General features: G+C 63.3%; 23 protein-coding genes. 2 read left to right on the plus strand and 21 right to left on the minus strand.

Annotation, left to right across the window (positions count from 1 at the left end):
* The first annotated feature begins 53 nt into the window (after positions 1 to 53).
* Both VII69_00510 and VII69_00515 read left to right on the plus strand, forming a co-directional pair.
* Positions 54 to 533: a hypothetical protein gene (locus VII69_00510; GenBank protein ID HEY5093577.1), complete on the plus strand. Its 480-nt coding sequence runs from the start codon at positions 54 to 56 to the stop codon at positions 531 to 533.
* A gap of 203 nt (positions 534 to 736) precedes the next feature.
* Positions 737 to 1,516, plus strand: a complete 780-nt coding sequence (locus tag VII69_00515; GenBank protein HEY5093578.1) for an IclR family transcriptional regulator — start codon at positions 737 to 739, stop codon at positions 1,514 to 1,516.
* 205 nt (positions 1,517 to 1,721) lie between these two features.
* Here VII69_00515 and VII69_00520 read toward each other — a convergent pair whose 3' ends face one another.
* The 21 genes from VII69_00520 to VII69_00620 form a co-directional block, all read right to left on the minus strand.
* Positions 1,722 to 2,882: a cystathionine gamma-synthase gene (locus VII69_00520; GenBank protein ID HEY5093579.1), complete on the minus strand. Its 1,161-nt coding sequence runs from the start codon at positions 2,880 to 2,882 to the stop codon at positions 1,722 to 1,724.
* 15 nt (positions 2,883 to 2,897) lie between these two features.
* Entirely contained in the window at positions 2,898 to 4,298 is a 1,401-nt protein-coding gene (locus VII69_00525) for a cystathionine beta-synthase (GenBank protein HEY5093580.1), read from the minus strand.
* Positions 4,299 to 4,309: 11 nt separating this feature from the next.
* A complete protein-coding gene (locus tag VII69_00530; GenBank protein HEY5093581.1) occupies positions 4,310 to 5,089 on the minus strand; it encodes an ATP-binding cassette domain-containing protein in 780 nt (259 codons plus the stop codon).
* Entirely contained in the window at positions 5,086 to 5,802 is a 717-nt protein-coding gene (locus VII69_00535) for a hypothetical protein (protein HEY5093582.1), read from the minus strand. Before VII69_00535 ends, VII69_00530 begins: the two co-directional genes overlap by 4 nt.
* Complete coding sequence (locus tag VII69_00540) at positions 5,793 to 6,620, minus strand: ABC transporter permease subunit (GenBank protein ID HEY5093583.1); 828 nt, start codon at positions 6,618 to 6,620, stop codon at positions 5,793 to 5,795. The genes VII69_00535 and VII69_00540 overlap by 10 nt, the downstream gene beginning before the upstream one ends.
* 57 nt (positions 6,621 to 6,677) lie before the next feature.
* Positions 6,678 to 9,068 (minus strand): bifunctional YncE family protein/alkaline phosphatase family protein, encoded by a 2,391-nt coding sequence (locus VII69_00545; protein HEY5093584.1) that lies wholly within the window; start codon positions 9,066 to 9,068, stop codon positions 6,678 to 6,680.
* A 40-nt stretch (positions 9,069 to 9,108) separates the two neighbouring features.
* On the minus strand, positions 9,109 to 9,885 hold the full coding sequence (pstB, locus tag VII69_00550; GenBank protein ID HEY5093585.1) for a phosphate ABC transporter ATP-binding protein PstB: 777 nt from the start codon (positions 9,883 to 9,885) through the stop codon (positions 9,109 to 9,111).
* A 22-nt stretch (positions 9,886 to 9,907) separates the two neighbouring features.
* Positions 9,908 to 10,750, minus strand: coding sequence for a phosphate ABC transporter permease PstA (gene pstA / locus VII69_00555; GenBank protein ID HEY5093586.1), 843 nt, complete (start codon positions 10,748 to 10,750; stop codon positions 9,908 to 9,910).
* Positions 10,747 to 11,736 carry a phosphate ABC transporter permease subunit PstC gene (gene pstC, locus VII69_00560; protein HEY5093587.1) on the minus strand — a complete coding sequence of 330 codons (990 nt, stop codon included), beginning with the start codon at positions 11,734 to 11,736 and terminating at the stop codon, positions 10,747 to 10,749. Before pstC ends, pstA begins: the two co-directional genes overlap by 4 nt.
* A 119-nt stretch (positions 11,737 to 11,855) precedes the next feature.
* Positions 11,856 to 12,893 carry a phosphate ABC transporter substrate-binding protein PstS gene (gene pstS, locus VII69_00565; GenBank protein ID HEY5093588.1) on the minus strand — a complete coding sequence of 346 codons (1,038 nt, stop codon included), beginning with the start codon at positions 12,891 to 12,893 and terminating at the stop codon, positions 11,856 to 11,858.
* A gap of 111 nt (positions 12,894 to 13,004) precedes the next feature.
* Positions 13,005 to 13,730: a phosphate signaling complex protein PhoU gene (phoU, locus tag VII69_00570; GenBank protein ID HEY5093589.1), complete on the minus strand. Its 726-nt coding sequence runs from the start codon at positions 13,728 to 13,730 to the stop codon at positions 13,005 to 13,007.
* A gap of 91 nt (positions 13,731 to 13,821) precedes the next feature.
* Complete coding sequence (locus VII69_00575; protein HEY5093590.1) at positions 13,822 to 14,988, minus strand: ATP-binding protein; 1,167 nt, start codon at positions 14,986 to 14,988, stop codon at positions 13,822 to 13,824.
* 2 nt (positions 14,989 to 14,990) lie between these two features.
* Complete coding sequence (locus VII69_00580) at positions 14,991 to 15,722, minus strand: response regulator transcription factor (GenBank protein HEY5093591.1); 732 nt, start codon at positions 15,720 to 15,722, stop codon at positions 14,991 to 14,993.
* Positions 15,723 to 15,820: 98 nt separating this feature from the next.
* The gene (locus tag VII69_00585; GenBank protein HEY5093592.1) at positions 15,821 to 17,008 is read right to left on the minus strand and encodes a hypothetical protein; all 1,188 of its coding nucleotides are present in this window, start codon (positions 17,006 to 17,008) and stop codon (positions 15,821 to 15,823) included.
* Entirely contained in the window at positions 17,005 to 17,763 is a 759-nt protein-coding gene (locus VII69_00590; GenBank protein ID HEY5093593.1) for a hypothetical protein, read from the minus strand. The genes VII69_00585 and VII69_00590 overlap by 4 nt, the downstream gene beginning before the upstream one ends.
* Positions 17,756 to 20,407, minus strand: a complete 2,652-nt coding sequence (alaS, locus tag VII69_00595) for an alanine--tRNA ligase (protein HEY5093594.1) — start codon at positions 20,405 to 20,407, stop codon at positions 17,756 to 17,758. Before alaS ends, VII69_00590 begins: the two co-directional genes overlap by 8 nt.
* A gap of 42 nt (positions 20,408 to 20,449) precedes the next feature.
* Positions 20,450 to 21,232, minus strand: a complete 783-nt coding sequence (locus tag VII69_00600; GenBank protein HEY5093595.1) for a SigB/SigF/SigG family RNA polymerase sigma factor — start codon at positions 21,230 to 21,232, stop codon at positions 20,450 to 20,452.
* A 6-nt stretch (positions 21,233 to 21,238) separates the two neighbouring features.
* Positions 21,239 to 21,679, minus strand: a complete 441-nt coding sequence (locus VII69_00605; protein ID HEY5093596.1) for an ATP-binding protein — start codon at positions 21,677 to 21,679, stop codon at positions 21,239 to 21,241.
* Positions 21,664 to 22,011 carry an STAS domain-containing protein gene (locus VII69_00610; GenBank protein ID HEY5093597.1) on the minus strand — a complete coding sequence of 116 codons (348 nt, stop codon included), beginning with the start codon at positions 22,009 to 22,011 and terminating at the stop codon, positions 21,664 to 21,666. Before VII69_00610 ends, VII69_00605 begins: the two co-directional genes overlap by 16 nt.
* Positions 22,012 to 22,025: 14 nt before the next feature.
* Entirely contained in the window at positions 22,026 to 22,373 is a 348-nt protein-coding gene (locus VII69_00615) for a YtxH domain-containing protein (protein HEY5093598.1), read from the minus strand.
* A 39-nt stretch (positions 22,374 to 22,412) separates the two neighbouring features.
* Positions 22,413 to 22,811, minus strand: a complete 399-nt coding sequence (locus VII69_00620; GenBank protein HEY5093599.1) for a DUF948 domain-containing protein — start codon at positions 22,809 to 22,811, stop codon at positions 22,413 to 22,415.
* Positions 22,812 to 22,859: the final 48 nt, after the last annotated feature.

Consider the following 22,859-nt stretch of genomic DNA (forward strand, 5'->3'; position numbering starts at 1 on the left):
ATTATGCGCGCTTCGGAGGGCGACCTTGCGGCACCCCGCGAATCCCGCGACGGATGAGCGAGCGAACCTCCCGATTCGCGGCCGGACTGGCCGAATTGTTCCGTGAACAGTCGTTGTCTGTCGAGGCGGCGGCTGCTGCGGCTGGTCTCGAAGTTGCCGATGTGAACGCCATACTCGCGGACGGCAGCGAGGCACCGAAGATCGGTGACATGGCGCGTCTGTGCTTGGCACTCAAGCTCGATCCGCTTGATTTTCTCCATCGATGCGGCATGTTCACCGACGTCGACTACGCGATGGGCCTCGATCCCCTGTTCTTCCTGAATGAAGGTGGCGTGCGGGCGATGATGCGCATCACGTTGCGCGAGCGATTCAACAATCCGAAGCCAATCGAAGGCGAGCACGTGATACGTCGCAACACCGTGATACGCGCGCTGCAAGACGACCGCCTCATCGACGATCCCGCGCGCATCGAATTGCAGATGCGCTACCTGCTCCTTGCGGCTAAAAACGCGGGTTGGATCGAGGACCTGTAGCCAGACCCTGTGGGAGGGCAAGCATCGCTTGCCCATCTGTGGGGCCGACCTTCATGGTCGGCCGGCCGATGATAAACATCGGCCCCACATTTCATGTCGGCGCCGCTCTCTTTGTGGGGACGACCTTGTTGGTCGGCCGAACCGAGCAGGCGCATGTCAATTAGCTCGCCAACCCCGCGACGATGTTCACCCAGGAGAACGGCATGCCAGCGGTAGCTCTCGCCGACAAATCGGAGCACGCGCTCGTGCCGGCCGTCGTCAAAGCGTTTCGAGTTCTTGAGGCGCTGGCCGACTCCGTCGAGCCGCTGGGCGTATCGGAACTGGCCCGACGTCTCGACATCGGCAAGAGCACCGTTCACGGATTGCTGACGACCCTAGCTGCTCTCGGCATGATCGAAGCCGGCAACGGCAGTCGGCGCTATCGCATCGGCCGAGGATTGCACTTGTTGGCTTCTCGATCGGCGGGGGGCGTCGATCTCCGTGCGCTGGCCAGACCGAAGTTGGAAGCGCTCGCCGGCACAACCGGCCAGACGTCGTTTCTCGGCATCCCTCATCGAGACGCGGTGACGATCGTCGACATGGTTCACGGGCCGCTCGCGATGTCGGTGTCTGCGCGGGTCGGCTCTTCGATTCCGCTCCTCGCCGGCGCGGTTGGAAAAGCGTTGCTTGCGGCGTGGCCCGAGGTACGCCGCGACGCATTTCTCGCCGGCCGGGAGTTGCCGCGCTTCACCCGCCGCACGCTGACCGACAACCAGCGCTATCGCGCTGCGGTGCGCCGGGCAGACGAACGCGGATTCGCGATCGATGTGGATGAGTACGTGGATGGCATGCGCGCGGCGGCGGCGGCGATCGTCGGTCCCGATGACGAACCTGTTGGCGCGCTTTGGGTTGCCGGCTTCGCGCGGCATATCGATGATGCTGCGCTGGACGAGATAGCGAAATCGGTGGCAATTGCGGCGCGCGAGATCGGGGCGCTTTTATAAGCCGGGGCAAGCGGTGCTTGCCCTAGTACGAGTGACGCATCGGCTCGGCCGACCATAAAGGTCGGCCCCACAGAGTCGTCGTCAACACCAATTTGTTGTTTGGGGCAAGCGATGCTTGCCCTCGTACAGATAGATAAAAAAAGGGGCAAGCGATGCTTGCCCTAGTACGGTTGCCCTAGTACAGATGCCCTCCTACAATAAGATTTTACCGGTGGACGACGTCGCGCGACAAAGCCAGCGCGTGTTCGATGTCCGCGATGATGTCCGACTCCGCCTCGATGCCGACTGAGAAGCGCAGCAAGTTCTCGGTGACGCCGCGCATCTCGCGCATCTCCTTGGGGATGGATCCGTGGGTCATCGAAACCGGATGGCACAAGAGCGATTCGACGCCGCCGAGACTCTCAGCGAGTGAGAAAATGCGCACCGATGAAGCGAACGCGCGCGCGCGCGCAGCGCCGCCTTTGAGTTCGAAGGAAACCATACCGCCAAAGCCCCGCATCTGCTGCTTCGCAAGATCGTGCTGGGGGTGGTCGGGTAAACCTGGATAAAACACGCGCTCCACGTCCGGATGCCCGTGCAAGAACGCCGCCACCGCGCGCGCGTGCCGCTCGTGCTCGCGCATGCGGATAGCCAGCGTCTTCACGCCGCGCAACGTGAGGAAGCAATCGAACGGCCCGGGCACACCGCCGACCGCGTTTTGGTGGAACTTGATGATCTCGTGCAATTCTTTCTTGTTCGTCGCCGCGAAGCCGCCGACGGTATCCGAATGACCGCCGATATACTTCGTCGTTGAATGCACGACGATGTCCGCTCCGAAGTCCAGCGGGTTTTGCAAGAACGGTGTGGCAAACGTGTTGTCCACAGCCATCAGCACGCTGCGGGCCCGGCACACCCCGGCGATGGCTTTTAGATCGCAAAGTTTCAGAAGTGGATTCGTTGGGGTTTCAAGCCAGACCATTTTCGTGGCCGACTTGATGGCATCGTCGACGTTGGCCGTCACCGACGCATCCACGTAATCAAACGTCATTCCGTACCGCTTGAGCACTTTGTCGAAGAGACGGAACGTACCGCCGTACAAATCGTCGCCCACGACGACGTGATCGCCGGCCGACAAGATGTTCATCACCGCCGCGGTCGCCGCCATGCCCGAGGAGAAGCACGACCCGTACGTCGCGTTTTCGAGCGATGCGAGACACTGCTCGAGAGCGACGCGCGTCGGGTTCACCGTGCGCGAGTAGTCGAAGCCTTTGTGTTCGCCCGGCGCAGCTTGTGTGTAGGTGGACGTCTGGAAGATCGGCACGATCGTGGCACCGGTGACCGCTTCCGCGCCCTGACCGACGTGGATGGCTTTCGTCGCAAATTCCATGAGATTAGTTCGCCTTTATGCTCCAGAGAGATAGTTGATGATGTCCATCTTCGTGATCACGCCGATGGGGGCGCCCAGATGGGCAACGATGACGGCCGCGTGTCCGAGCGAGAGCGCCTTGTACGCATGCTCCACCGGCTCGCGATCGTCGAGGACGGCAAACGGCCGGCCCATGACGTCGCGCACTTCGCTGTGCACGACATCGGATCTGTCGTAGACCATCTGCATGACCGAGACTTCGTTGATCGATCCCACGATCTCGCCGTGATCGAAGACCGGGATCTGCGAGATCTGAAATTCGCGCATCAATTCCACCGCGCGCCGCACCGAATCGGTCGGCGAGAGCGTGATCAACTGCGGGATGAGTCCTTTCGCTCGCAGCACCTCGCCGATGGTCGCTGCGCGCCCCTCCTCGCCGATGAAGCCGTTGGCGCGCATCCATTCGTCGTTGAATATCTTCGACATATAGCCGCGGCCGCTGTCCGGCAGCAGCACCACCATGACGGCATCGGCTGGCAGTTCGGAAGCGACTCGCTTCGCCGCGACCGCAGCCGTGCCCGAAGATCCGCCGACAAGCAAGCCTTCCTCGCGGCAAATGCGGCGCGCCATCAGAAACGAGTCTTTGTCGGAGACGCGCTCCATCCGATCGATGGCTTTCAAGTCGACGGTGGCCGGCAAGAAGTCCTCGCCTATCCCTTCGACCTTATACGACTTGGCGGTGTCGCCGGAGTAGATCGAGCCTTCCGGGTCCGCGCCGACGATCACGATGGCCGGATTCATTCTTTTGAGGAAATGCGAGATGCCGGAGATCGTGCCGCCTGTGCCGAGCCCGCCGACGTAGTGCGTGATCTTGCCGGCCGTCTGCTCCCAGATCTCGGGCCCGGTGGTCTGTTCGTGCGCGAGCGGATTCACCGCGTTTGCGAATTGATTCGGCTGAAACGCGCCGTTGATCTCGGCAGCGAGTTTGGCCGATACGCCGTAGTACGACTCCGGGCTGCTGGCCGGCGCCTTCGTCGGCGTGATCACGACTTCGGCGCCGTATGCTTTGAGCAGCGAGACTTTTTCGTCGCTCACTTTGTCCGGCATCACGAGAATGCAGCGATAACCTTTGATGGCGGCCACCATCGCGAGCGCCGATCCGGTGTTGCCTGAGGTCGCTTCCACGATCGTGCCGCCGGGCTTGAGCAATCCGCGTTCTTCGGCGTCGCGGATCATCGCAAGCGAAGGCCGGTCTTTGACCGACCCGCCGGGATTCACATACTCGACTTTTGCGAGCACCATGCACGGCGCACCGTCCATAACGCGCCGCAGCCGCACGAGCGGGGTCCGCCCGACGACATCGAGCGCCGAATCGTAGTAGCGCATGCCGTCATCGCGCAATGGACCTAACGCCGATTGCATCGGTTCGGTTTTCACGTGAGCGCTCCTTAACTAACGCGGCCGGCGAGAAAATCTTCCGTACGGACATCCGATGGTCGGCTGAACAACGCCGGCGTGTCGCCGATCTCGACGACATCGCCACGTTCGAGATAACATGTCACATCCGACAAACGCGCCGCCTGCTGCAGATTATTGGTCGCCAAGACAAGCGTGCACTCGCGCCGCAATCGCGATAGCATATCCTCGAGCGTCTGTGTCGCCACCGGATCCAACGCGGCGCATGGCTCGTCGAGCAACAGCGCTTCGGGTTCCAACGCGATCGCCCGCGCGATGCATAGCCGCTGGCGAACCTCGGCCGAGAGATCGCCGGGCTGTTTGGCCGGTTGTCTCCCGAGCTGTTCCCACAACATGACGCGTCTCATCGAACGCTCGTAGGCTTCTTCGAGCGCGTGCTGCTCTCGTACTCCCATCGCTCGCAAACCGAAAACGACATTTTCGAATACCGACATCGGCAAGACGGCCGGCTGCGAAAACACAAGGCCGAGACGGCGCCGCACCCGGGCGACGTCGATGCCATCGCCGAGAATTTCTTCCCCGTCCACCTTCACACTGCCGGAAACGTGCCACTCCCGGTCGAGGTCGAGCATTCTGCACATCGCGCGCAAGAGCACGGACTTGCCAGACCCGGCGCCGCCGATTACGGAGAGCGACGTGGCGGCCGGCAGCGTGAACGTGATCCCACGCAAGGCCTCCATGCCGCCGCGCGTCACCCGGAGATCGGCAAGAGCGAGCTTTGCCTCTTGGCCGGCGGTGCGGACCGGCGTCATCGGACGGACAACGAGCGGTACGGCTCGCCCTCGAGCCACCGGGCGGCGGCATGGAATACGAGGACGAGCACCACGAGCGTTGCCGCGCGCAACAGCACGACGTGCGATGCCGGCTGGATTGCAGCCGCGAAGAATTGGCCGGCCGCGAACGGCAAGTATGAGATGTCGGGCGAGGACGGCGCGCTCGCTGCGGCCCGCTCCGCGCTTCCAGCGCCTGCAAGCGCGACGACGATCACGCTCGTATCGACGCTCATGCGCGCCGCCGTGCGCAATGCGATCGCGACGACGCTCCGAATCGAGGCGCGCAGATGGACGACGAGCGCGACGTAGTGCGGCGAAGCGCCGGCTGCGATGGCCGCGTACAACCGTTGCCGGGCCTCCGGCGACGTGAAAGTCTCGACGAGCGCGGTCGTCGCCGTGGGAAGGCAGACCGCGCACATCGCGGCAGCCGCGACGAGCCCGATGTTGGTCGTGCCCGTGAGCAGCGCGACGACTGCGACGGCACAGCCCGTGACGACCGGCGGCACCGCGCGTCCGCTTCTTCCGGCCGAACGGACGAGCGGCCCGGCCGCACCCGATGCTTTAGCAGCCACGGACAGCGCCGCGAGCAGCGCGATCAACATGGTGACGGGCAGCGCAAGGCCTACCGCGGCGAACGTCACGCCGATGCCGTCGGAAAGCGACATGGTCGCAAGCTCCACGGTCACGTCCATGCGATGTGCCGGTCGAATCTATTCGCGGCGCTGACTGCGGCGAATCCCAACGCGATCAAGACGAGACCTGCGGCCGACGCTTGTCCGAGCAGTACGAGCGTTTCGTTCGAGCCGGAGGCAGAAACGCCGTGAAGACTGGCGCCGACCAAGACTGCGCCGAGCGGCCGCTGACCAAAGGCAAGCGCAAGAAAGATCAGCGTCACGGCCGATGCCTCGCCGGCGGCGCGCGCAAAACCAAGCGACATCGCTGCCCACAACGTGCGGGCGACGAGCGGGAGCAAAACGGCGACCGCGATGAGCGGGCGCGCAGCACCGGCTGCGGCGGCGCCCTCGCGCGTGACAACCGGGATACGATGAAGCGCGTGCATGGTGGCGCCGAACGCCGGCGCGATAAGCATCAGCGTCAGCATCATCACGGCCACGGAAACGACTTGCCACTCCGGCGGCGCGGCATGACTGCCGGGCCGGCCGAACGCGGTCGGGATGATGATCGCCCAGCCAAGACCGCCCCACACGATGGGCGGAACCGCGCGCAAGCCCGCGATAAAAAGCCGGGCCACACGATTGAGCCACGGCTGCCCGAATTCTTCGCTGACGAACGCGAGCGCCGCACCGATCGATGCCCCAAGGCCTGCGGCCAGCGCAGCGATCGTGATCGTCATCGCGACCGGCGCCGCGTATGAAATGTCGGCCGGGCGATCGCGCACTTCCATCGCGGCAAACGCGATCACGCCCACGACGGCAACCGGTACGGCGACGACAAGCCAGGCGCACAGCCTGCCCGCCGTCATGATGACCCGCGTGCCGAACCCGGTCATATAAGTCCGCGTTCGGCGGCCTTCACGCGGGGACCCTTTGACTATCGGGCGGCGCGGTTACCGGTCGTCATACTGCGCAACAACTACCTTGCCGATACGGCGAAGATACTCGCGGTGCGCCACAAGCGACCGCGCGCCGCGAATCGATCGCCATTCTTGTTCGGGTATCGCCGCCGAATCCGGCCCGTCAAGCAAGAACGACATGCTTGCGGCCTTGCCCGGATTCATTTTCATCGCTATGTTCGATGGCAACGCTGCATATGGTGCGACGGAAGGCTGCGCCGCAAACGCATCGAGCATCGGCGGTGCTGCGGCGTCGTACATGTTCAACGGATCCAGGCCGTAGAGCACCTCGACCGTGCGCAAGATGCTCGGGATGCTGTAGTGCGTGTGGTCCACGTAGCCTTGGCGCACGTATGGCCCGATGACAAACGCGGGTTGGCGATGCGAGTCCACGTGGTCACCGCTTCCTTGCGGATCGTCGGTGGTCACAAAGACGACGGTGTCGCGCCATTCCGGCCGTTTCGATAGCCCTTCGACGATCTGTCCGAGCGCGGCGTCGTTGCTAGCCACATAGGAAGCCGGCGTGTAAAATCCGGCTTTGGTGCCCGCCGTGTGATCGGTTGGCAGCGTCAGGTACGAATACGAAGCCAGACCGTGGGCGTTCACGTCGTCGAGGAAAAGTTTCGCGCGCGCCGTGTCGAGCACGGCGAAGTCGATGTGCGCGCCTGGATACAACTGATCGGCATGGCTGGCCAACCCAGGCGCGATCTTGCCGTCCGCATTCATGGTCATCTGCTCGCCGTAGACGCGAAACGAAACACTTTTGCGTTGCAATTCGTCGATCAGTTCGCCGCGCGGTCCGAACACGGCGCTCACGTTGACTCGCGGTCCCTTCGGCAGATCGGCGAGATCGCGAAACCAATCGAAGTCCATCTGCTGCACGGTGACGGAGTCTTCGCCGGCGACGGCGTACGGCCAGATCGAATAAGCGACGCGCCGGTCTTTCGGCGTTGCGAGATCATCGGGCGTGTGGGCGTTGCGCACGTGATAGTCGTTTGCCATGCCTTGCGTGGCCCACGCGTGTCCGTAGATGCTCGCCTGGCCGTTGCCCATGAAGTTGTCGAACAATGTATACCGTTCGGCCAGGGCGTGCGCATTCGGCGTGTACTTCTTGCCGTAGAGCAGCAGCGCGGGATCGGCGTCGGCTTGCGGTTCGTCGCCGAATTCCTCGTCGAAGTGCTTGTTTTCTTGAACGATGAAGACGACGTGCTTGATCGCCGGGAGCTGGCTTGGCGCGGGTGCGGCGACCGCGAAATGGTTATCGCTCGCCACCGTATCGGTCCATTGCGCAAAGCGCTTGGGTTCCACGACCAGATGTTGCACGAATCCCGTGTACCAGCCGTTCCATTCGGATCCCGGATCGGGCTGGGTGCCAAGTCCCTGCGCACTGAGTATCCACAACTGCGGCTTGTCTCTGGGATCGTCGTCGATCGTGGATTGCCCGCGGAAGAGCACGCTCATCGGATACCATCCGGTGGGGATCCTGCCGATCACGCCGCCGCTCGCAAGATCGACGATCGCGACATCGTTGAAGCCGGACTCCGCGACGAATAACGTCGTACGATCGCTCGAGACCGCCATGCCCGACGGCGTCTGGCCGGCGAACGGGTCCGCGGCCAGGAAAAGGTCGAGATGGCGCGTGACTTTGCGCGAGGCGATATCGATTTGCGCGACGTCATGACCATCCGCGTCGGCGACAAAGACGCGATCGCGATCGACCAGCAGTCTGGTCGGATGCGGGCCGGTCTGGATCTCAACGGGGCTCGACGTGCCCTCGGCCCATGCGTCGACGTGGCCGCTATCGTAGATCGTCGCGATGAGCATGCCGCCGGAAACGGCGACATCGAACGGCTGCCCGCTGGCTTTGAGGCGCTGGATGACAGCGCCGCTCTTGTCGTTGACGACGTCGACTTCGCGCTGTGCCGTGCGCGCGACGATGAGATCGTGCGATCCGGGATCATCGGCGACACCGTTGACCAGGCCGCCGAGCCGGATATCCGGACGCTTTGCGAATACCGGAGCGTCCGTCGAATCGGCAGCGTCGTACGAGAAACGCGAGACCAAACCCGTGTAGCCGCGCGTCACGAAGATGCCGTCGATGGTCCACGCCATGCCGGTAGCAAACGGCACGGACAGACGGTCGACTTGCCGCGCGTCTTCGCCGACGGCGATGACGTCGACCGCGCCGCCATCCTGGGAAAGCACGGCGATCCATTTGCCGTCGGGCGACATCGCCTCGGACGACGCAAAGCCCTCGACGGGAATCGTGAAACCGATGGGAGTCACCGATCTGCCATCGGGAAGGAGAGAGTATGCCGCCGCCCCCGAATGGCCGGCGGTTACGATCGCGGCCGCGCACGCTGTCGCGGCAAGAATGGTGCGCATGTGCATCAACATCCGACTTTCAACGCGATGAGTGATGGGTCTACCCGAATCTACCGGTGATGTAGTCCTCGGTGCGGTTGTCCTTCGGTGTGGTGAACATCCGCGATGATTCGCCGAACTCCACGAGTTCGCCGGGCGCGGCTTCTGCAGCAAGCATGAAGCCGGTGTAGTCCGAGCAACGCGCGGCCTGCTGCATGTTGTGCGTGACGATGATGATCGTGTAGGTCTTCTTCAGGTCGCGCATGAGCTCTTCGATCTTCATGGTTGAGATCGGGTCAAGTGCCGACGCAGGTTCGTCCATGAGCAGCACGTCGGGCTCCACCGCGAGCGCGCGTGCGATGCAGAGCCGCTGCTGCTGCCCGCCCGAAAGCGAAGTGCCGGGCTGGTGCAATTTGTCTTTGACTTCGTCCCAGAGCGCAGAGAGACGCAGGCTATGTTCGGCGATGCTGTCGAGCGAACTGCGATCGGAGATGTTGCCGGCCAGGCGGACGCCGGCGAGCACGTTTTCCTTGATGGACATGGTGGGAAACGGATTCGGGCGCTGAAAAACCATGCCGATCCTGCGCCGCAGCGCGGTGGGATCGACACCCGGATCGTACAGATTCGCGTCGTCGAGCAGCACTTCGCCCTCGACGCGCGTGTTCGGCACCACCTCATGCATGCGGTTCAGACACCGCAAGAGCGTGGACTTGCCACAGCCGGATGGACCGATGAGCGCGGTGATGGCGTTCGGCTCGAAGCGGATGGTGACGCCGCGAACTGCGAGATGCTTGCCATAGTAGGCGTTGAGCGAATGCGTGCGGAGTTCGGTCTTCATTCGGACTTCGTCAGTGCACGCATCAGCGGGCGGTGGTGCGGGCTGGAAACGCCAAACGCGCGATCAGATTCAGCGCGAAGACGAGTAAGATCAAAACGAGCGCACCACCCCAGGCGGCTTGCTGCCAGTCTTTGTACGGCGAGATCGCGTATTGGAAGATGATGAGCGGAAGCGCGGCGGTCTGCGAATTGATGCCCCGGCTCCAGAACGAGCTGCCGAACGCGGTGAACAGCAACGGCGCCGACTCGCCGGCGACACGCGCCACCGCCAACAAGACGCCGGTGACGATGCCGGGTCGCGCGCAAGGCACGGTGACGAGCAGGACCGCCTTCCATGAGGGAATGCCAAGCGCCAACGCGCCTTCACGGATCGTGTACGGCACGAGGCGCACCGCCTCTTCGGTGGTGCGCACCACGATGGGCAGCATGATGACCGCCAGCGCGACGGACGCCGAGAGCGCCGAGAAGTGCTTGCTCGGCAATACGACGAGCGCGTATGCGAAGACGCCGATGGCGATCGAGGGGACTCCGGTGAGGACGTCGCTCAAGAATCGAACGGCCATGGCGGTCTTGCCGCGGCCGAAGAGGGCGAGGTAAATGCCCGCCATGACGCCGACGGGCACGGCACCAAGCGATGCGACGGCGATGATCTCCATCGAACCGAGAATCGCATTCGCGATGCCGCCGCCCGGCACGCCGATGGGCGCAGGCAATCTTGTGAAGAACGCGGGCGTCAATGCCCCTATTCCGTTCTCGACGACGTAAAAGATCACGGCCGCGAGCACACCGGCGGCGAGCAGCGTGCAAAATCCCGCGACGCCCACCATGAACGCGCTATAAGCGCGGCGCGCGGCGAGACCCTTCACTTGCGACCCGCTCTCGGGCCCGAGGCGACGCTCCAGACGAGCGTGCGCGCGATGACGTTGATGACGATGCTCAACACGAACAAAAGCAAACCGACTTCGATGAGCATCGCGACGTATTGCCGTCCGGTTGCTTCAGTGAATTCGAGTGCGAGGACGCTCGCCATCGTGTAGCCCGGCGCGAAGAGAGAAGCGGCGATGGCCGGCTTGTTGCCGATCACCATCACGACCGCCATCGCTTCGCCGAGCGCGCGGCCAAGAGCCAGCACGAGCGCGCCGATGACGCCCGAGCGGGCGTAAGGCAGCACGGCTTTGGAAAGCACTTCCCACTTCGTGGCGCCCAGCGCGAGCATGGCTTCGCGCTGATCGATGGGCACGGCCGTGAACACGTCGCGCGATATCGCCGCGACGGTAGGCAAGATCATGATCGAGAGCAAGACGCCGCCGGTGAGCATGCCGACGCCGTAGATCGGTCCTTGGAATTGCGGCAAGAATCCCAGTGTTTTGCTCAAGAAAGGTTCGACCGTGGTGCGCATCACCGGCGCGAGCACGAACAGGCCCCACAGACCGTAGACCACGCTCGGCACCGCCGCGAGCAACTCCACCAGCATCCCAAGCGGACCCGCGAGCCGGCGCGACGCGAGCTCTGAAAGGAACAGCGCGCACGCGATGCCGATCGGCCCCGCGATCAACAGCGCGATCGCCGACGTGACGACGGTGCCGAACACGAATGGAAGGACGCCGTACTTGCCGTCGGTCGGATCCCACGTGAAATTCGCGATCGACGAAATCGGAACTGTGGACAGCGCCGGCCACGCCGAAACGAAAAGGACGACGAACAAACCGGCCACGACGAGCAGCACGACCCATGCGGCAGCGTGGACGGCGGCGCCAAACGCGCGATCGCCGACGCGCGTGGAAGCGCGCAGCATACGCGGCCGCGCGACGGGTATGGATATGGGGGCTATGTCGACGCTTTGCTGCGACACGACGCTCTCATTAAGAAGGCGAAGACGGTGCGGAACTCAGGTTTGTCGCCTGGTGCCGCGCCGCCTTTTTAGATTACCGGCGTGCGCGCCGGCGTTGTGCGCCGGCTTCGCGGACGATGCTATCGGATGGCCGCGAGCGCCTTGCGCGCCGAGTTCTGCACGTTCGAGGGCAACGGAACGTAGTGCACTTTCGCGGCGTACGACTGTCCCGAGGTCACTAGCCAGTTGAACAAGTCGACCAGTGCCTTGCCTTTGTTCGCATCCGGCTGGCTCCTCCAGAGCATGACCCACGAGTAGCCGCAGATCGGATAACTCGCGGAGCCGTTCTGGTCGACGATGGAGAAGTCGTTCGGATTGACGGTGGCCTTTTGCGCCGCGGCTGCGCGCACGCTGTCAAGGGTTGGCAACACGAACGCGCCGGCCTTATTGCGGACCGCGGCGTACGTCATGCCGTTCTCGAGCGCATACGCAAGCTCGACGTAACCGATGGCGCCCGGATTGTTGCGCACCTGTCCGGCCACGCCTTCGTTACCCTTTGCTCCGAGCGACGCGGCGCCCGGCCAATTCACGCTCTTGCCCGTGCCGATCTGCGATTTCCATGCTGGGCTCACATGACTGAGATAGTCGGTGAAGATGTAGGTGGTGCCGCTGCCGTCGGCGCGGTGCACGGTGACGATGGGAAGATTCGGGAGGTTCGCTTGCGGGTTGAGCTGCGCGATGGCCTTGTCGTTCCAGTTCGTGATCGTGCCCGAGAAGATGGCGACGAGGACGTCGGACGTGAGATGGAGATCGGCGGGAGCGCCGGGGACGTTGTACGCGATGGCCTCGCCGCCAAGCGCGACGGGCACTTGGATGACATCGCCGTTCGACGATGCGGCGGCGGCGAGCTCTTTGGCGTTCATCGGCACGTCAGATGCGCCGAAATCCACGGTTTTAGCGGTGAATTGTTGGATGCCGGCGCCGGAGCCGATGCTTTGATAGTCGACCGTGACATCGTTGTGCACTTCGGAATATTGGTAGAAGGCGCGCGAGAAAAATGGATAATCGAACGACGATCCCGCGCCGACGAGTTGGGAATCGGCCAGAGCCGCGGCCGGTGCTGCGAGCGAAATGCCCGCGAGAACGGTTGCGATGAGTCTGAGGGGGCTATTGCGCACGATTTTTATGCTCCTGCAGTGCAAGTGAAGCGGACGCTTTATTCAATAGTATACCGTGGGGGCATCAAGTTGAAGTTATCGCAAGGTTAAGGAAAGTTAAGACCAGCAGACCTAAGTCTCAGTGCGGCCGGCTTTGAGGAGCGCGTCGCCGTGTGCGGCGACTTCGTTGATCTCAACAACGGAACGCTTGAGCTTCTTCGGGACGCCCTCGACCATGTAAGCGACGCGCTCGCAGACGTTTGTGGCGTGGTCGGCGATGCGCTCCAAGTAGAGCGCGACGAGGATGAGGTTGCTCCCGCGATTGATGGCCTTTGGATCTTTGGCCATGAATTCGATGAGTTCTTTGAAAACGGCGCGATAGAGGCGATCGACTTCGTCGTCTTTTTCCGGGATGAGGTGCGCAGCACCGGCGTCTCGATTGGCAAACGCATCGAGAGATTCGCGCAACATCTCGCGCGCTTTGGCGGCCATCCGCGGAATGTCGATCATCGGCTTGAGCTGCGGCTCGCGAGCCAAATTCTTCGTGATCTGCGCGATGTCGCAGGCGTGATCGCCGATGCGCTCGAGGTCGATGATGATGTCGAGCATGGCCGCGATGGTGCGCAGGTCCGACGCCATGGGCTGCTGCAATGCGAGCAGGTTCAGGCAGTTGGTCTCGATGCGCACGTTGAGGTCGTCGATGTAATCGTCGAAATTCAGGATTTCGTCCGCGAGGGCGATGTCGGACCGGGCGAGCCCGTCGACTGCTTTCGTGATGGCCTCTTCGACCAAGCTTCCCATCCGCAGGACGTCTTGCTGGGTCTCGTTGAGGATCCGGTGGAAGTTCTCCCGGGCCAATATTTCCTCGCTTCCAGGCGATGACCGGTTTTATTGCATTATAAAGCGCGAGCGCGGGTTTGTAAACACGCGAGGCGCGAACGTCGAGCGGCTAGACGCTAAACGTGCACCGGAAGGTGGTCCCGCGATTGAGCTCGCTTTCCGCGGTGATCGAGCCGCCATGCGATTCGACGATGTGCTTGACGATGGCCAGGCCAAGTCCGGTGCCGCCGGCGCTGCGCGAGCGCGACCGGTCGACGACGTAAAAACGCTCGAATATGTGCGGGAGCGCATCGTAGGGAATGCCTGGCCCGTCATCCTTCACGTAGAGCGTCGCGAGACCGGGCGCGAGCGAAATCCCGACCTGGACGTGACCGGCTGTCGAAGAATGGCGCAACGCGTTGTCGAGCAAGTTGAAGACGACTTGCACGAGCCGGTCGCGATCGCCGACGATGGTCACCGCCTGCTCCGGAAGCGAGAGGTCGAGCGCGATGCCCAGGCTACGCGCGCGCGGCATGTGGGTGGCGACCACATCGCGGCAAAGCGCGCTCAAATCGACCGTGCCGAAGCGCATCTCCAGCCTGCCGCTCTCGAGCCGGGCGAGATCGAGCAACTCTTCCACCAGCACGACCATGCGGTCGGTCTCGGCCGCGAGGCTGCGAAGGAATCCAGCCGCATCGGAGCCGTCGGCGCCGGATTGCAGCGTCTCGATCATGATCTTCATGGCCGCAAGCGGCGTGCGCAATTCGTGCGAGACGTTTGAGACGAAGTCGCGGCGGATCGCCTCAAGTTCGCGCATCCGCGTGAGATCGACGACGACCGCGATCGCCTCCGTCGAGCCGTCCGCCCCGTGCACGGCCTTCGTCGTGATCCTCAGGCTGCGATCGGACGCGGCATGAAGCGGCACCTCGGCGGTGCCTTCGACCCCCTCGCGCAATGCCGCCAACAGCCTGCGGTCGAGATCGTAGCTGCGGACGCTTTCGATGAGCGCCCGGCCCACGGCTCGCTCGGGCTGCACGCCTAAGATGTCCGATGCCGCGGAGTTGAACGCCGTCACGCGCGCATCGTCGTCGATGACGACGACGCCGACCGGCAACACATCGAGCAGCGCCCCGAGCCGCGCTGCGGCCGCCGCCGCTGAGATGGACGCGGCCGACTCCACGCCGTTTAACGCTACTTCGGCCTTCGCGTCACGAAGCCGCCGGGCCATTCTCGAATTCGCGATCAACACCGCCAGCAGAGCGATCGCGAGCACTATCGAAACGATGGCCGAAAGCACGTTCACTCTCGAAAAAGATAACCACGGCTGCGGACGGTGATTATATGTTGCGGATCGTTGGGATCGTCTTCAATCTTCTCGCGCAGCCAGCGCACGTGGACGTTGACGGTCTGCTGATCGCCGAAGAAATCATATCCCCACACGCGATCCAGCAGCGTTTGACGCGTGACCACCCGGCCGCGGTTCTCAAGCAGGACGTGCAAGAGCGCGAATTCCTTCGGCGCCAGCTCCACGACATTCTCGCCCTTCGTGACGCGCTGACGCGCCACGTCGAGTTCGATGTCGCCGCCGGTCAACACCGTGAGTTCCTGCGCGGCTTTCGTCGTGTTGCCCAGCCGCCGCAAATGCGCCTTGACGCGCGCCAGCAATTCGTAGATGGAGAACGGCTTGGTGATATAATCGTCGGCGCCGATTTCGAGAAGCAGAACCTTGTCGATCTCTTGATCCTTCGCGCTGAGCATGACCACCGGCATGTTCGACCGCTTGCGGATTTCGCGGCAGACTTCGGTGCCGTCGAGTTCGGGCAGCATGATATCGAGGACGCACAGGTCGGGCTTCTCGATTTCGAGGACGCTTAACGCCTGCCGCCCGTCGCCTGCCGTGCAGACCTGGTAGCCGTTTTTCTCAAGGTTATAGCGCAGCGTCTGTAAGATGTGGACCTCGTCATCGACGACGAGAATTTTCCACGGCTTCGATGGCGCGCGCTCCGGGCCGGCCTGCGACATTGCTCTCATCGGTTTCTCAAGGCTTGATTAAATTGCCTGGAAGAACGAGCAAGTTCGCGCGGCAAACGTTAATGATTCTTAACCATTGCGCGGCGTTGTTCTCGCATTCAAAGCGGCACGACGTGGAACGTGTGATACGTCCACGAAAACCACATACCGTAGACGTTGGCCGCGAGCGAAACGACGACGAGAGCGATCGAGAACCAGCGCGGCGTGCGGTCCATGCCGCGCGCGACGAGCGGCACGAGAAATGCCGTGAAATCCAGCGAATGACGCATACCGAACTGCTCGAAACCGTTCACGTAATAGAGCAGGGACGGCACCGCGACCAAGATCGCCGAACTCCACATCGCGATGGTTTCGCGCCCGCGCGCGGATGCGAGCGCCAGCACGAGCGCCGGACTTGTGAACGTGAGGCTTACGCCGAGGCCGCCCGGTTTGAGCCATGGAAAAGATTGTGTGAATTCGGGCGGCAGAATGAAAAAGCTGTACAGATTGAACGGCAAGTATTGCAGGCGAAACGGACTGCCCGTGGGTTCGCCCACGGAATCCTGATGGTACCACACGGTGTAGCCGATATCGGTCGGCACTCCCCAGCGCGCTTCATTATAGAACGCGTAAAGCACGAAGAGCGGCAGCGCGCCTGCGACGGCCGACCCGAAGGCCCGCAACCGGCGCTCCGGCGGCGTCTCTACCCAAAGCCACCACGCGAACGGCAGCGCCGCCAACACGATTGGGAAGCGCGACAGTGCGGCGCACGCGATCAAGAGCCCGAGCAGCCACGGCCGCCTGTGCCCGTACCACTCGGCAAGCGCGAGCAGCGCGAACATCGCGCCGGCCACGTGCGCGAACATCCAGACCGCGCCGAACGCGCTGCACCACCATAGAATCGTGCCGGCCGTCAAGAATGCGAGCGTCCAGTTGCGCGTGGCCGGCGTCACGTCCATGCGGCCGAGCATCACGTCGGCTGCGGCGACCGCGACAGCGCCGCACAACACGCACGCGAATGTCTGGTTGGCGGCGGCGCCGAATATCAATGCGAGCGGGAGCATGATCACGGCGGGGATAGGCGCTTCGATGATATACCATTTGCCGAGATATTTCAGCGCGTCGATGGCAGGGCTGGGTTCCGGAATGGCGATCGATCCGTGGAGCCACGCGTTGGCGAGAATCGTATAGTTGTCGTAAGCGGTCTGTTTGCCGCCCGATGAAAGAAAATAGAGCACGAATCCGGCGAAGAAGATCACCCACGTGCGAAGGCTGAACGCCGGCTCTATCGAGCGCGCTTGGCTCACGGCGGGAGCAGCCCGGTGCTGCCCGGAGCGGGCGTGGGCGGCAAACCGAAGACCTGCGCCGGGAGCGCATTCGGAAACGAGTAGCTGCTGAACCGGATCGTGTCGCGATACGATGCCCCGGCTGGGATAAGGTCCGCCGCCTCGGGCGCTGCGAGCAACGGGCACGTCACGCTTACGATCTTCGGCAGCCAATAGCCGCCCGTCGGACCGAAGTCGATGCTCCCCGTCGCCGCGCACGTGGAAGAAGTCGCCACGAAACGTTCGCGCAGCGGCATTGCCGTTTTGGCGTCGAGCTCGAGATCGGTGACCGCGAACGCGCCTGCATCCTTCATCACGACCGCGTAATCATAGCCTTTGCGGCCGTCGACGTCGACCGCGCCGCGCAGCGCGATCTGGTAGCTCTCCGGGTCGACAAAAAATTTATCCGCACCGTATGCCCACGATGGCCTGATGTAGATGGAGACTCGTGCGCGTGGGACCGCCAACCCGTTGATGGCCGTGGTCTCGTTTCGTTCGTTGCCGTCGGCGTCGCGGTAGATGCGATGATTCTCCGTGACGACGCGCGTGGGTCCGCTGCGCGTCTGCGTGTACTCTACGACCATGTTCGGCGGCTGTTTCAAGACTTGGATCGCACGCTGGTAGCGCGCGACCAACGCGTCGGCGGGCGGAACCGGAGTCTCTCCTACGGGCGTCGCGATGTCCCCCGGCGCCTGCAGGATCGATATCGCGAGCGCAGCGGCTATGAAGTTAGCCACGAAGCGCCGCGCGGATCAGCGGCGGCACGGATGCGAAGCCGGCCTCGATTCCCGCGCCGTTCTTTCCGGCGCCTTGCGCCATGCCCGGGCCGCCGCCCCCTTTTGCATCGACGTGCGGCGCGATCGCTCCAAAGACGTCTTTCGCCGAGAGGCCGCGCTTCACGAGATCCGGGCTCACCGTGACGACGATGGATAGCTTGCCATTCTCGCCGCCGGCGACGGCAAGCACGCCGTTTCCGAACTTGGCGCGGATGGAATCGGCCAAATCCTTTGCGCTTACCCCGTCGTTATCAGCCGCGCGCACGGCAAGGAACTGCACGCCGTCCACGTCTTGCGCGCGCGAGAGGTACTCGGCCGCGCGGTTGCCTGCGAGCTGCGCTTGCAGTGCGGTGATCTTCTTCTCGAGATCTCGACGCTCGCGGTTGAGTTTGGCCACCGTCTCGGGCAGCTGTTCGATCGTGGACGTGAGTTGCGAGCCCGCGTCTTCGGCTGCGTCGCGCACCCTATTGACATATGAGTCGGCGGCCGCCGAGACGAGACCCTCGACGCGCCGGATACCCGCACCGATGGCGCCCTCGGAAAGCAGCACGAAGTGCCCGATCTCACCTGTGGAATCGACGTGCGTTCCGCCGCACAGTTCGACGCTTGGCCCGAACTTCACCACGCGCACGATGTCGCCGTAGCGCTCGCCCTGCATGAATACCGCGCCCCGCGTCACCGCTTCGGCGAAAGTCAGAGTCTCGACTGCGACGTGATGATCGGCTCGGATCAGATCGTTGACGCGCGCCGACACCTGCGACCGCTGCTCTTTCCCAAGCGCGCCCACCGGTGAATCGAAATCAAACCGCGTGCGATCCGGAAACACCGCGCTGCCGCGTTGTGCGACGGCTTCGCCCGCGACTTCCTTGAGCGCGCGCTGCAGTAGGTGTGTCACGGTGTGATGGCGCCGGATCTCGCGCCGCCAAGCCGGGTCCACCAATGCGTCAACGGTGTCGCCGACCGCGATGTGGCCTTCGCGCATTGCTCCCTTGTGCAGGATGTGGCGGTGCGACTTATCGCGATACTGCGTGTCGGTGACTTCGAAAGACGCGCCGACGCGGGCCAGCACACCATGATCGCCCATCTGCCCGCCGCGCTCGGCATAAAACGGCGTGCGGTAAAGCGCCACGACGCCCTCTTGCCCTGGATCCAGCGCCGTGACGGGGTTGCCGCCGGCGTCGAATAAGGCAAGCACTTCGGCCTTCGCTTCGAGTGAATCGTAGCCGACGAAGTCCGATCCGGGCAGCGGTGCGCCGCCCGCGATATCGGCCACGCGCACTTCGGTGCGCTTCGCCTGTGCGTCGCGTCGGGCACGGTCGCGCTGCTCTTGCATCGCCGCGCGGTAACCGGCCATGTCGATATCGACGCCGGCCTCGCGTGCGATCTCTGCGGTGAGTTCCGGCGGGAAGCCGTAGGTATCGTGCAGTTCGAAGACGTCGTCACCCGTCAGCGCGCGCCCGCCGGCGGACCGTAACGCGTCGAGCGACTCGGTGAGCCGCCGCATGCCGCGCGCCAAAGTCTGCTCGAATTGACGTTCCTCGGCTGAGATCGCGCGCGCTATGCGCTCGCCGGCGCCGTTCAACTCGGGATAACCGTCGGCGAGCGTGGCGATCACCGCAGGAACCAGCGCGCTGAAAAAGCCGGATTCGTATCCGAGCATCCGGCCGCTGCGAATGGCGCGGCGCGTGAGATAACGCAACACGTATCCGCGATCGGTGTTGCCGGGCACCACGCCGTCGGCGATCAAGAAGACGCTCGCGCGCGCGTGGTCGGCGATGATGCGCCGGTGCACAGCCTGGTCGTCCGGCGATAGCGCGCTCGCGGTTTGGCCGGGCAGCGCGGCGATGATATCCTGGTACAGGTCCGTTTCGAAGATCGAGGTTTTGCCGGCCAACACCATGCACAAGCGCTCGAAACCCATGCCGGTATCGATGCACTTCTTGGGCAGCGGATGCAAAGTGCCGGAGCTGTCGCGGTCGAACTCTTGGAACACCAGATTCCATACTTCGATGTAGCGGTCGCAATGCGGGCAGCCGACGGCGCAGTCGGGCCGGCCGCAACCCGCCGCGTCGCCGAGGTCGACGAAGATCTCCGAGCACGGGCCGCACGGGCCGGTCGGCCCCATATCCCAAAAATTGTCTTCCTTGAATCGCGAGATGCGCGTTTTCGCAAGGCCGATATCCGTGTGCCATATCCCGGCGGCTTCGTCGTCGTCGACGTACACGGTGGCGTAGAGACGATCGGCGGGAATCGCGAGCGTGGACGTGAGATATTCCCACGCCCACGCGATGGCTTCGCGCTTGTAGTAGTCGCCGAACGAAAAGTTGCCGAGCATCTCCAAAAACGTGCCGTGGCGCCCGCTGCGGCCGACGTTTTCGATGTCGTTCTTGCCGCCCGCCACGCGAAGGCAGCGCTGCACCGTGACCACGCGCGGCGCCGGCGCAGGCTCATCGCCCAGGAACACCGGCACGAACGGCTCCATCCCCGCGATCGTGAAGAGGGTGGTGGACATCGCGTCGGGCACGAGCGAAGAGCCCGGCAAATGGCGATGACCTTTGCTCGTGAAGAAGTCGACGAAGGAGCGGCGGATTTCCTGAGACGTCATATCCGGCAGTTATTTACGGGTGACGGGGCGGCGCCCTTCGCTTCAGGCGTCCTTGAAGAAGCGCTGAAGCTTCGCGAGCGCCCGCTGCTGAAGCCGCGAGACGTGCATCTGCGAGACGTTCATGCGCTTGGCGATCTCCGCTTGCGCCAAATTGTTGAAGAACCGGAGGTAGATGATGATGCGTTCGCGCCGGTCGAGAACTTCGAACGCGCGCTCGAGTCCGGCGCGGTCGTCGAGCGTGCTGAAACCGCGCTCGTCGCTGCCGACGTAGTCGAGCAAGGTCGCGGGTTTGGCTTCGCCGTCGCCGCCGAGCTCCGTGTCGAGTGAGAGCAGGTTGTAGACCTGGCCGAGCTCCTGAGCTTCGATGATCTCTTCATCGCTGGCGCCCAGCTTCTCGGCAAGATCGTGGACGGTGGGCGAGCGGCCGAGCACCATGGAGAGATTTTCGACCGCGCGGTTGACCGCGAGATTGAGCTCCTGAAGCCGGCGCGGCACTTTTACCGCCCAGCCCTTGTCGCGGAAGTGGCGCTTGATCTCGCCGATGATCGTGGGCGTGGCATAGGTCGTGAACTCCACGCCGCGGCTGGAGTCGAACCGGTCGATTGCTTTTATGAGTCCGAGGGTGCCGACTTGGATGAGATCTTCGAGCGTTTCGCCGCGATTCGCAAAGCGCACGGCGAGATAGCGGACCAAGTTGAGGTGCGCCAGCACGAGTTCGTCGCGCACTGCCGGATCGCTCGACGTGGCGAACTCGACGAAGAGCGCGCGCGTCCGGTCGCGGTCGAAGCGTTCATCCACTCCGCCCTGCGCTTTAGAGTGGCTCATGAAATCCTACTGCCCGAGCACCTTGGTCATCGTGAGCTTTGTGCCGGTCAACGGATCGAAATCGTAATCGACCTCATCCATTAGCGACCGTATGAGAAACACTCCAAGGCCGCCGACTTTCGGCTCGCCTAGTGGTTCCGGAGCAAGCGCCCGGCCGTCGAATCCCTTGCCGCCGTCTTCGACGACCATGGTGAGCCTGCGCCCTGCGATCTCAAACGTGACCAGCACTTCGTCGTTGCCCTGCGCGTGCTGTATGCAATTCGTGCATGCTTCGGCCACCGCGAGCTTCAGATCCTCGACCTCGTCGATCGTGGCCTCGATGCGATGCGCGATGCCGGCGACGGCAAGGCGGGCCACGCTGACCCATTCCGCGCGGCTCGGAATGCGCAGCTGCAACTGCCCGTCGAGCGTGCGGGTGGCGTCGGCCGAGGTCACAGGCTCTCGCATGCCGCCTTCTCGGTATCGTAGATGCCGAAGATCTTCACCAATCCGGTGATGTCGAAGATCTTCTTGATCTGCGGATTGCTGCAGACCAGATTCACGGCGCCGCTATGCTCGCGGACTCGTTTGAGTCCGCCGATGAGCACGCCGAGCCCCGTCGAATCGATGTAGCGGACGTTTTCGAGATTGATGACGAGCCGGTAGTGCTCTTGGTCGATCAATTCCGAAATCGTCTCTTTGACCTTAGGAGACGTGTAGACGTCGATCTCGCCGTTGAGATCGACGACAGTAGGTCCCGACTTGCCGTCGGGTTCCCTAACGCTGACTTTGATATCCACTCTTCGCGCCACCCTTAGTCGTTCTTGAGTTCGTCGATTTTGTTGCGGGCCGCCTGGCGGCCGGACTCGATGGCGTCGCTTACTTGACTGCGCGTGACGTCCGCGAGGTCACGACCCTTCTTCACCAGATCGTCCGCTTGGCCGCGAAGGTCGTCGGCGACCGAAGACGCGCGATCCTTGAGATCGTAGGCGAGATCGAGCGCTTTGCCCTTTGCTTCGTGAGCTTTGCCGCGCAGATAGTCACGAGTCTCCTCGCCGGATTGGGGCGTGAGCACGATTGCCAATATTGCGCCGACGAACCCGCCGAGCACTAAGCCTGAGAGAAATCCGAGTCCGGAATCGCCGCGATCGTTGTCAGACATGATGGTGATTACTCCGTTGCTTCAGAAGTGACGGCACCGTCAAGCGCGGCCGTTGCCGCGTTTGTGCGCGCCGAAAAAAGTTTTCGCGCCCTGCGTGACGCCGGCGACGATGCCGGCGACGCTCGCGACCGTGGGTGAAACCGCCGCCTGTGCCGCGTCCGCAGTTTTCGCGATCGCGCCGGCCGTGGATTCGATGAGTTCGGCGACTCGCTCCACTCTGCCGCTCAGACGCTCTGCATTGGCTGCGACACCGCTCATACTGGCCAGCGTCCGGTTGACCGGTTCGCCGAGACCGTCGAGCTGGGCGTCCACTTTTTCAAGCGTGACCACGGTGCGGTCGAGCACCTTGGCAAGCTTGAACAGCGTCAACGAGAGTCCGGCCGCCACTACGAGGCAGGACACTCCGATGGCCAACCACATGAAATCTTGCGTCGGCATCGTTTAGGTGGTCTCCCTTCCGGGACAGCGGCGGCGTGTCCTTTTCTT

The organism is Candidatus Eremiobacteraceae bacterium (genome assembly GCA_036511855.1).
GTDB lineage: Bacteria > Vulcanimicrobiota > Vulcanimicrobiia > Eremiobacterales > Eremiobacteraceae > JABCYQ01.

Excerpts from the sequence above, each read along its gene's own strand:
- VII69_00580 (HEY5093591.1), bottom strand. The coding sequence starts at position 15,722 with ATGAGAGCAATGTCGCAGGCCGGCCCGGAGCGCGCGCCATCGAAGCCG.
- VII69_00605 (HEY5093596.1), bottom strand. The coding sequence starts at position 21,679 with ATGCGAGAGCCTGTGACCTCGGCCGACGCCACCCGCACGCTCGACGGG.
- VII69_00545 (HEY5093584.1), bottom strand. The coding sequence starts at position 9,068 with ATGCGCACCATTCTTGCCGCGACAGCGTGCGCGGCCGCGATCGTAACC.
- VII69_00615 (HEY5093598.1), bottom strand. The coding sequence starts at position 22,373 with ATGTCTGACAACGATCGCGGCGATTCCGGACTCGGATTTCTCTCAGGC.
- alaS (HEY5093594.1), bottom strand. The coding sequence starts at position 20,407 with ATGACGTCTCAGGAAATCCGCCGCTCCTTCGTCGACTTCTTCACGAGC.
- VII69_00520 (HEY5093579.1), bottom strand. The coding sequence starts at position 2,882 with ATGGAATTTGCGACGAAAGCCATCCACGTCGGTCAGGGCGCGGAAGCG.
- VII69_00540 (HEY5093583.1), bottom strand. The coding sequence starts at position 6,620 with ATGACCGGGTTCGGCACGCGGGTCATCATGACGGCGGGCAGGCTGTGC.
- VII69_00515 (HEY5093578.1), top strand. The coding sequence starts at position 737 with ATGCCAGCGGTAGCTCTCGCCGACAAATCGGAGCACGCGCTCGTGCCG.
- VII69_00600 (HEY5093595.1), bottom strand. The coding sequence starts at position 21,232 with ATGAGCCACTCTAAAGCGCAGGGCGGAGTGGATGAACGCTTCGACCGC.
- VII69_00510 (HEY5093577.1), top strand. The coding sequence starts at position 54 with ATGAGCGAGCGAACCTCCCGATTCGCGGCCGGACTGGCCGAATTGTTC.
- pstB (HEY5093585.1), bottom strand. The coding sequence starts at position 9,885 with ATGAAGACCGAACTCCGCACGCATTCGCTCAACGCCTACTATGGCAAG.
- VII69_00530 (HEY5093581.1), bottom strand. The coding sequence starts at position 5,089 with ATGACGCCGGTCCGCACCGCCGGCCAAGAGGCAAAGCTCGCTCTTGCC.
- VII69_00620 (HEY5093599.1), bottom strand. The coding sequence starts at position 22,811 with ATGCCGACGCAAGATTTCATGTGGTTGGCCATCGGAGTGTCCTGCCTC.
- VII69_00535 (HEY5093582.1), bottom strand. The coding sequence starts at position 5,802 with ATGGACGTGACCGTGGAGCTTGCGACCATGTCGCTTTCCGACGGCATC.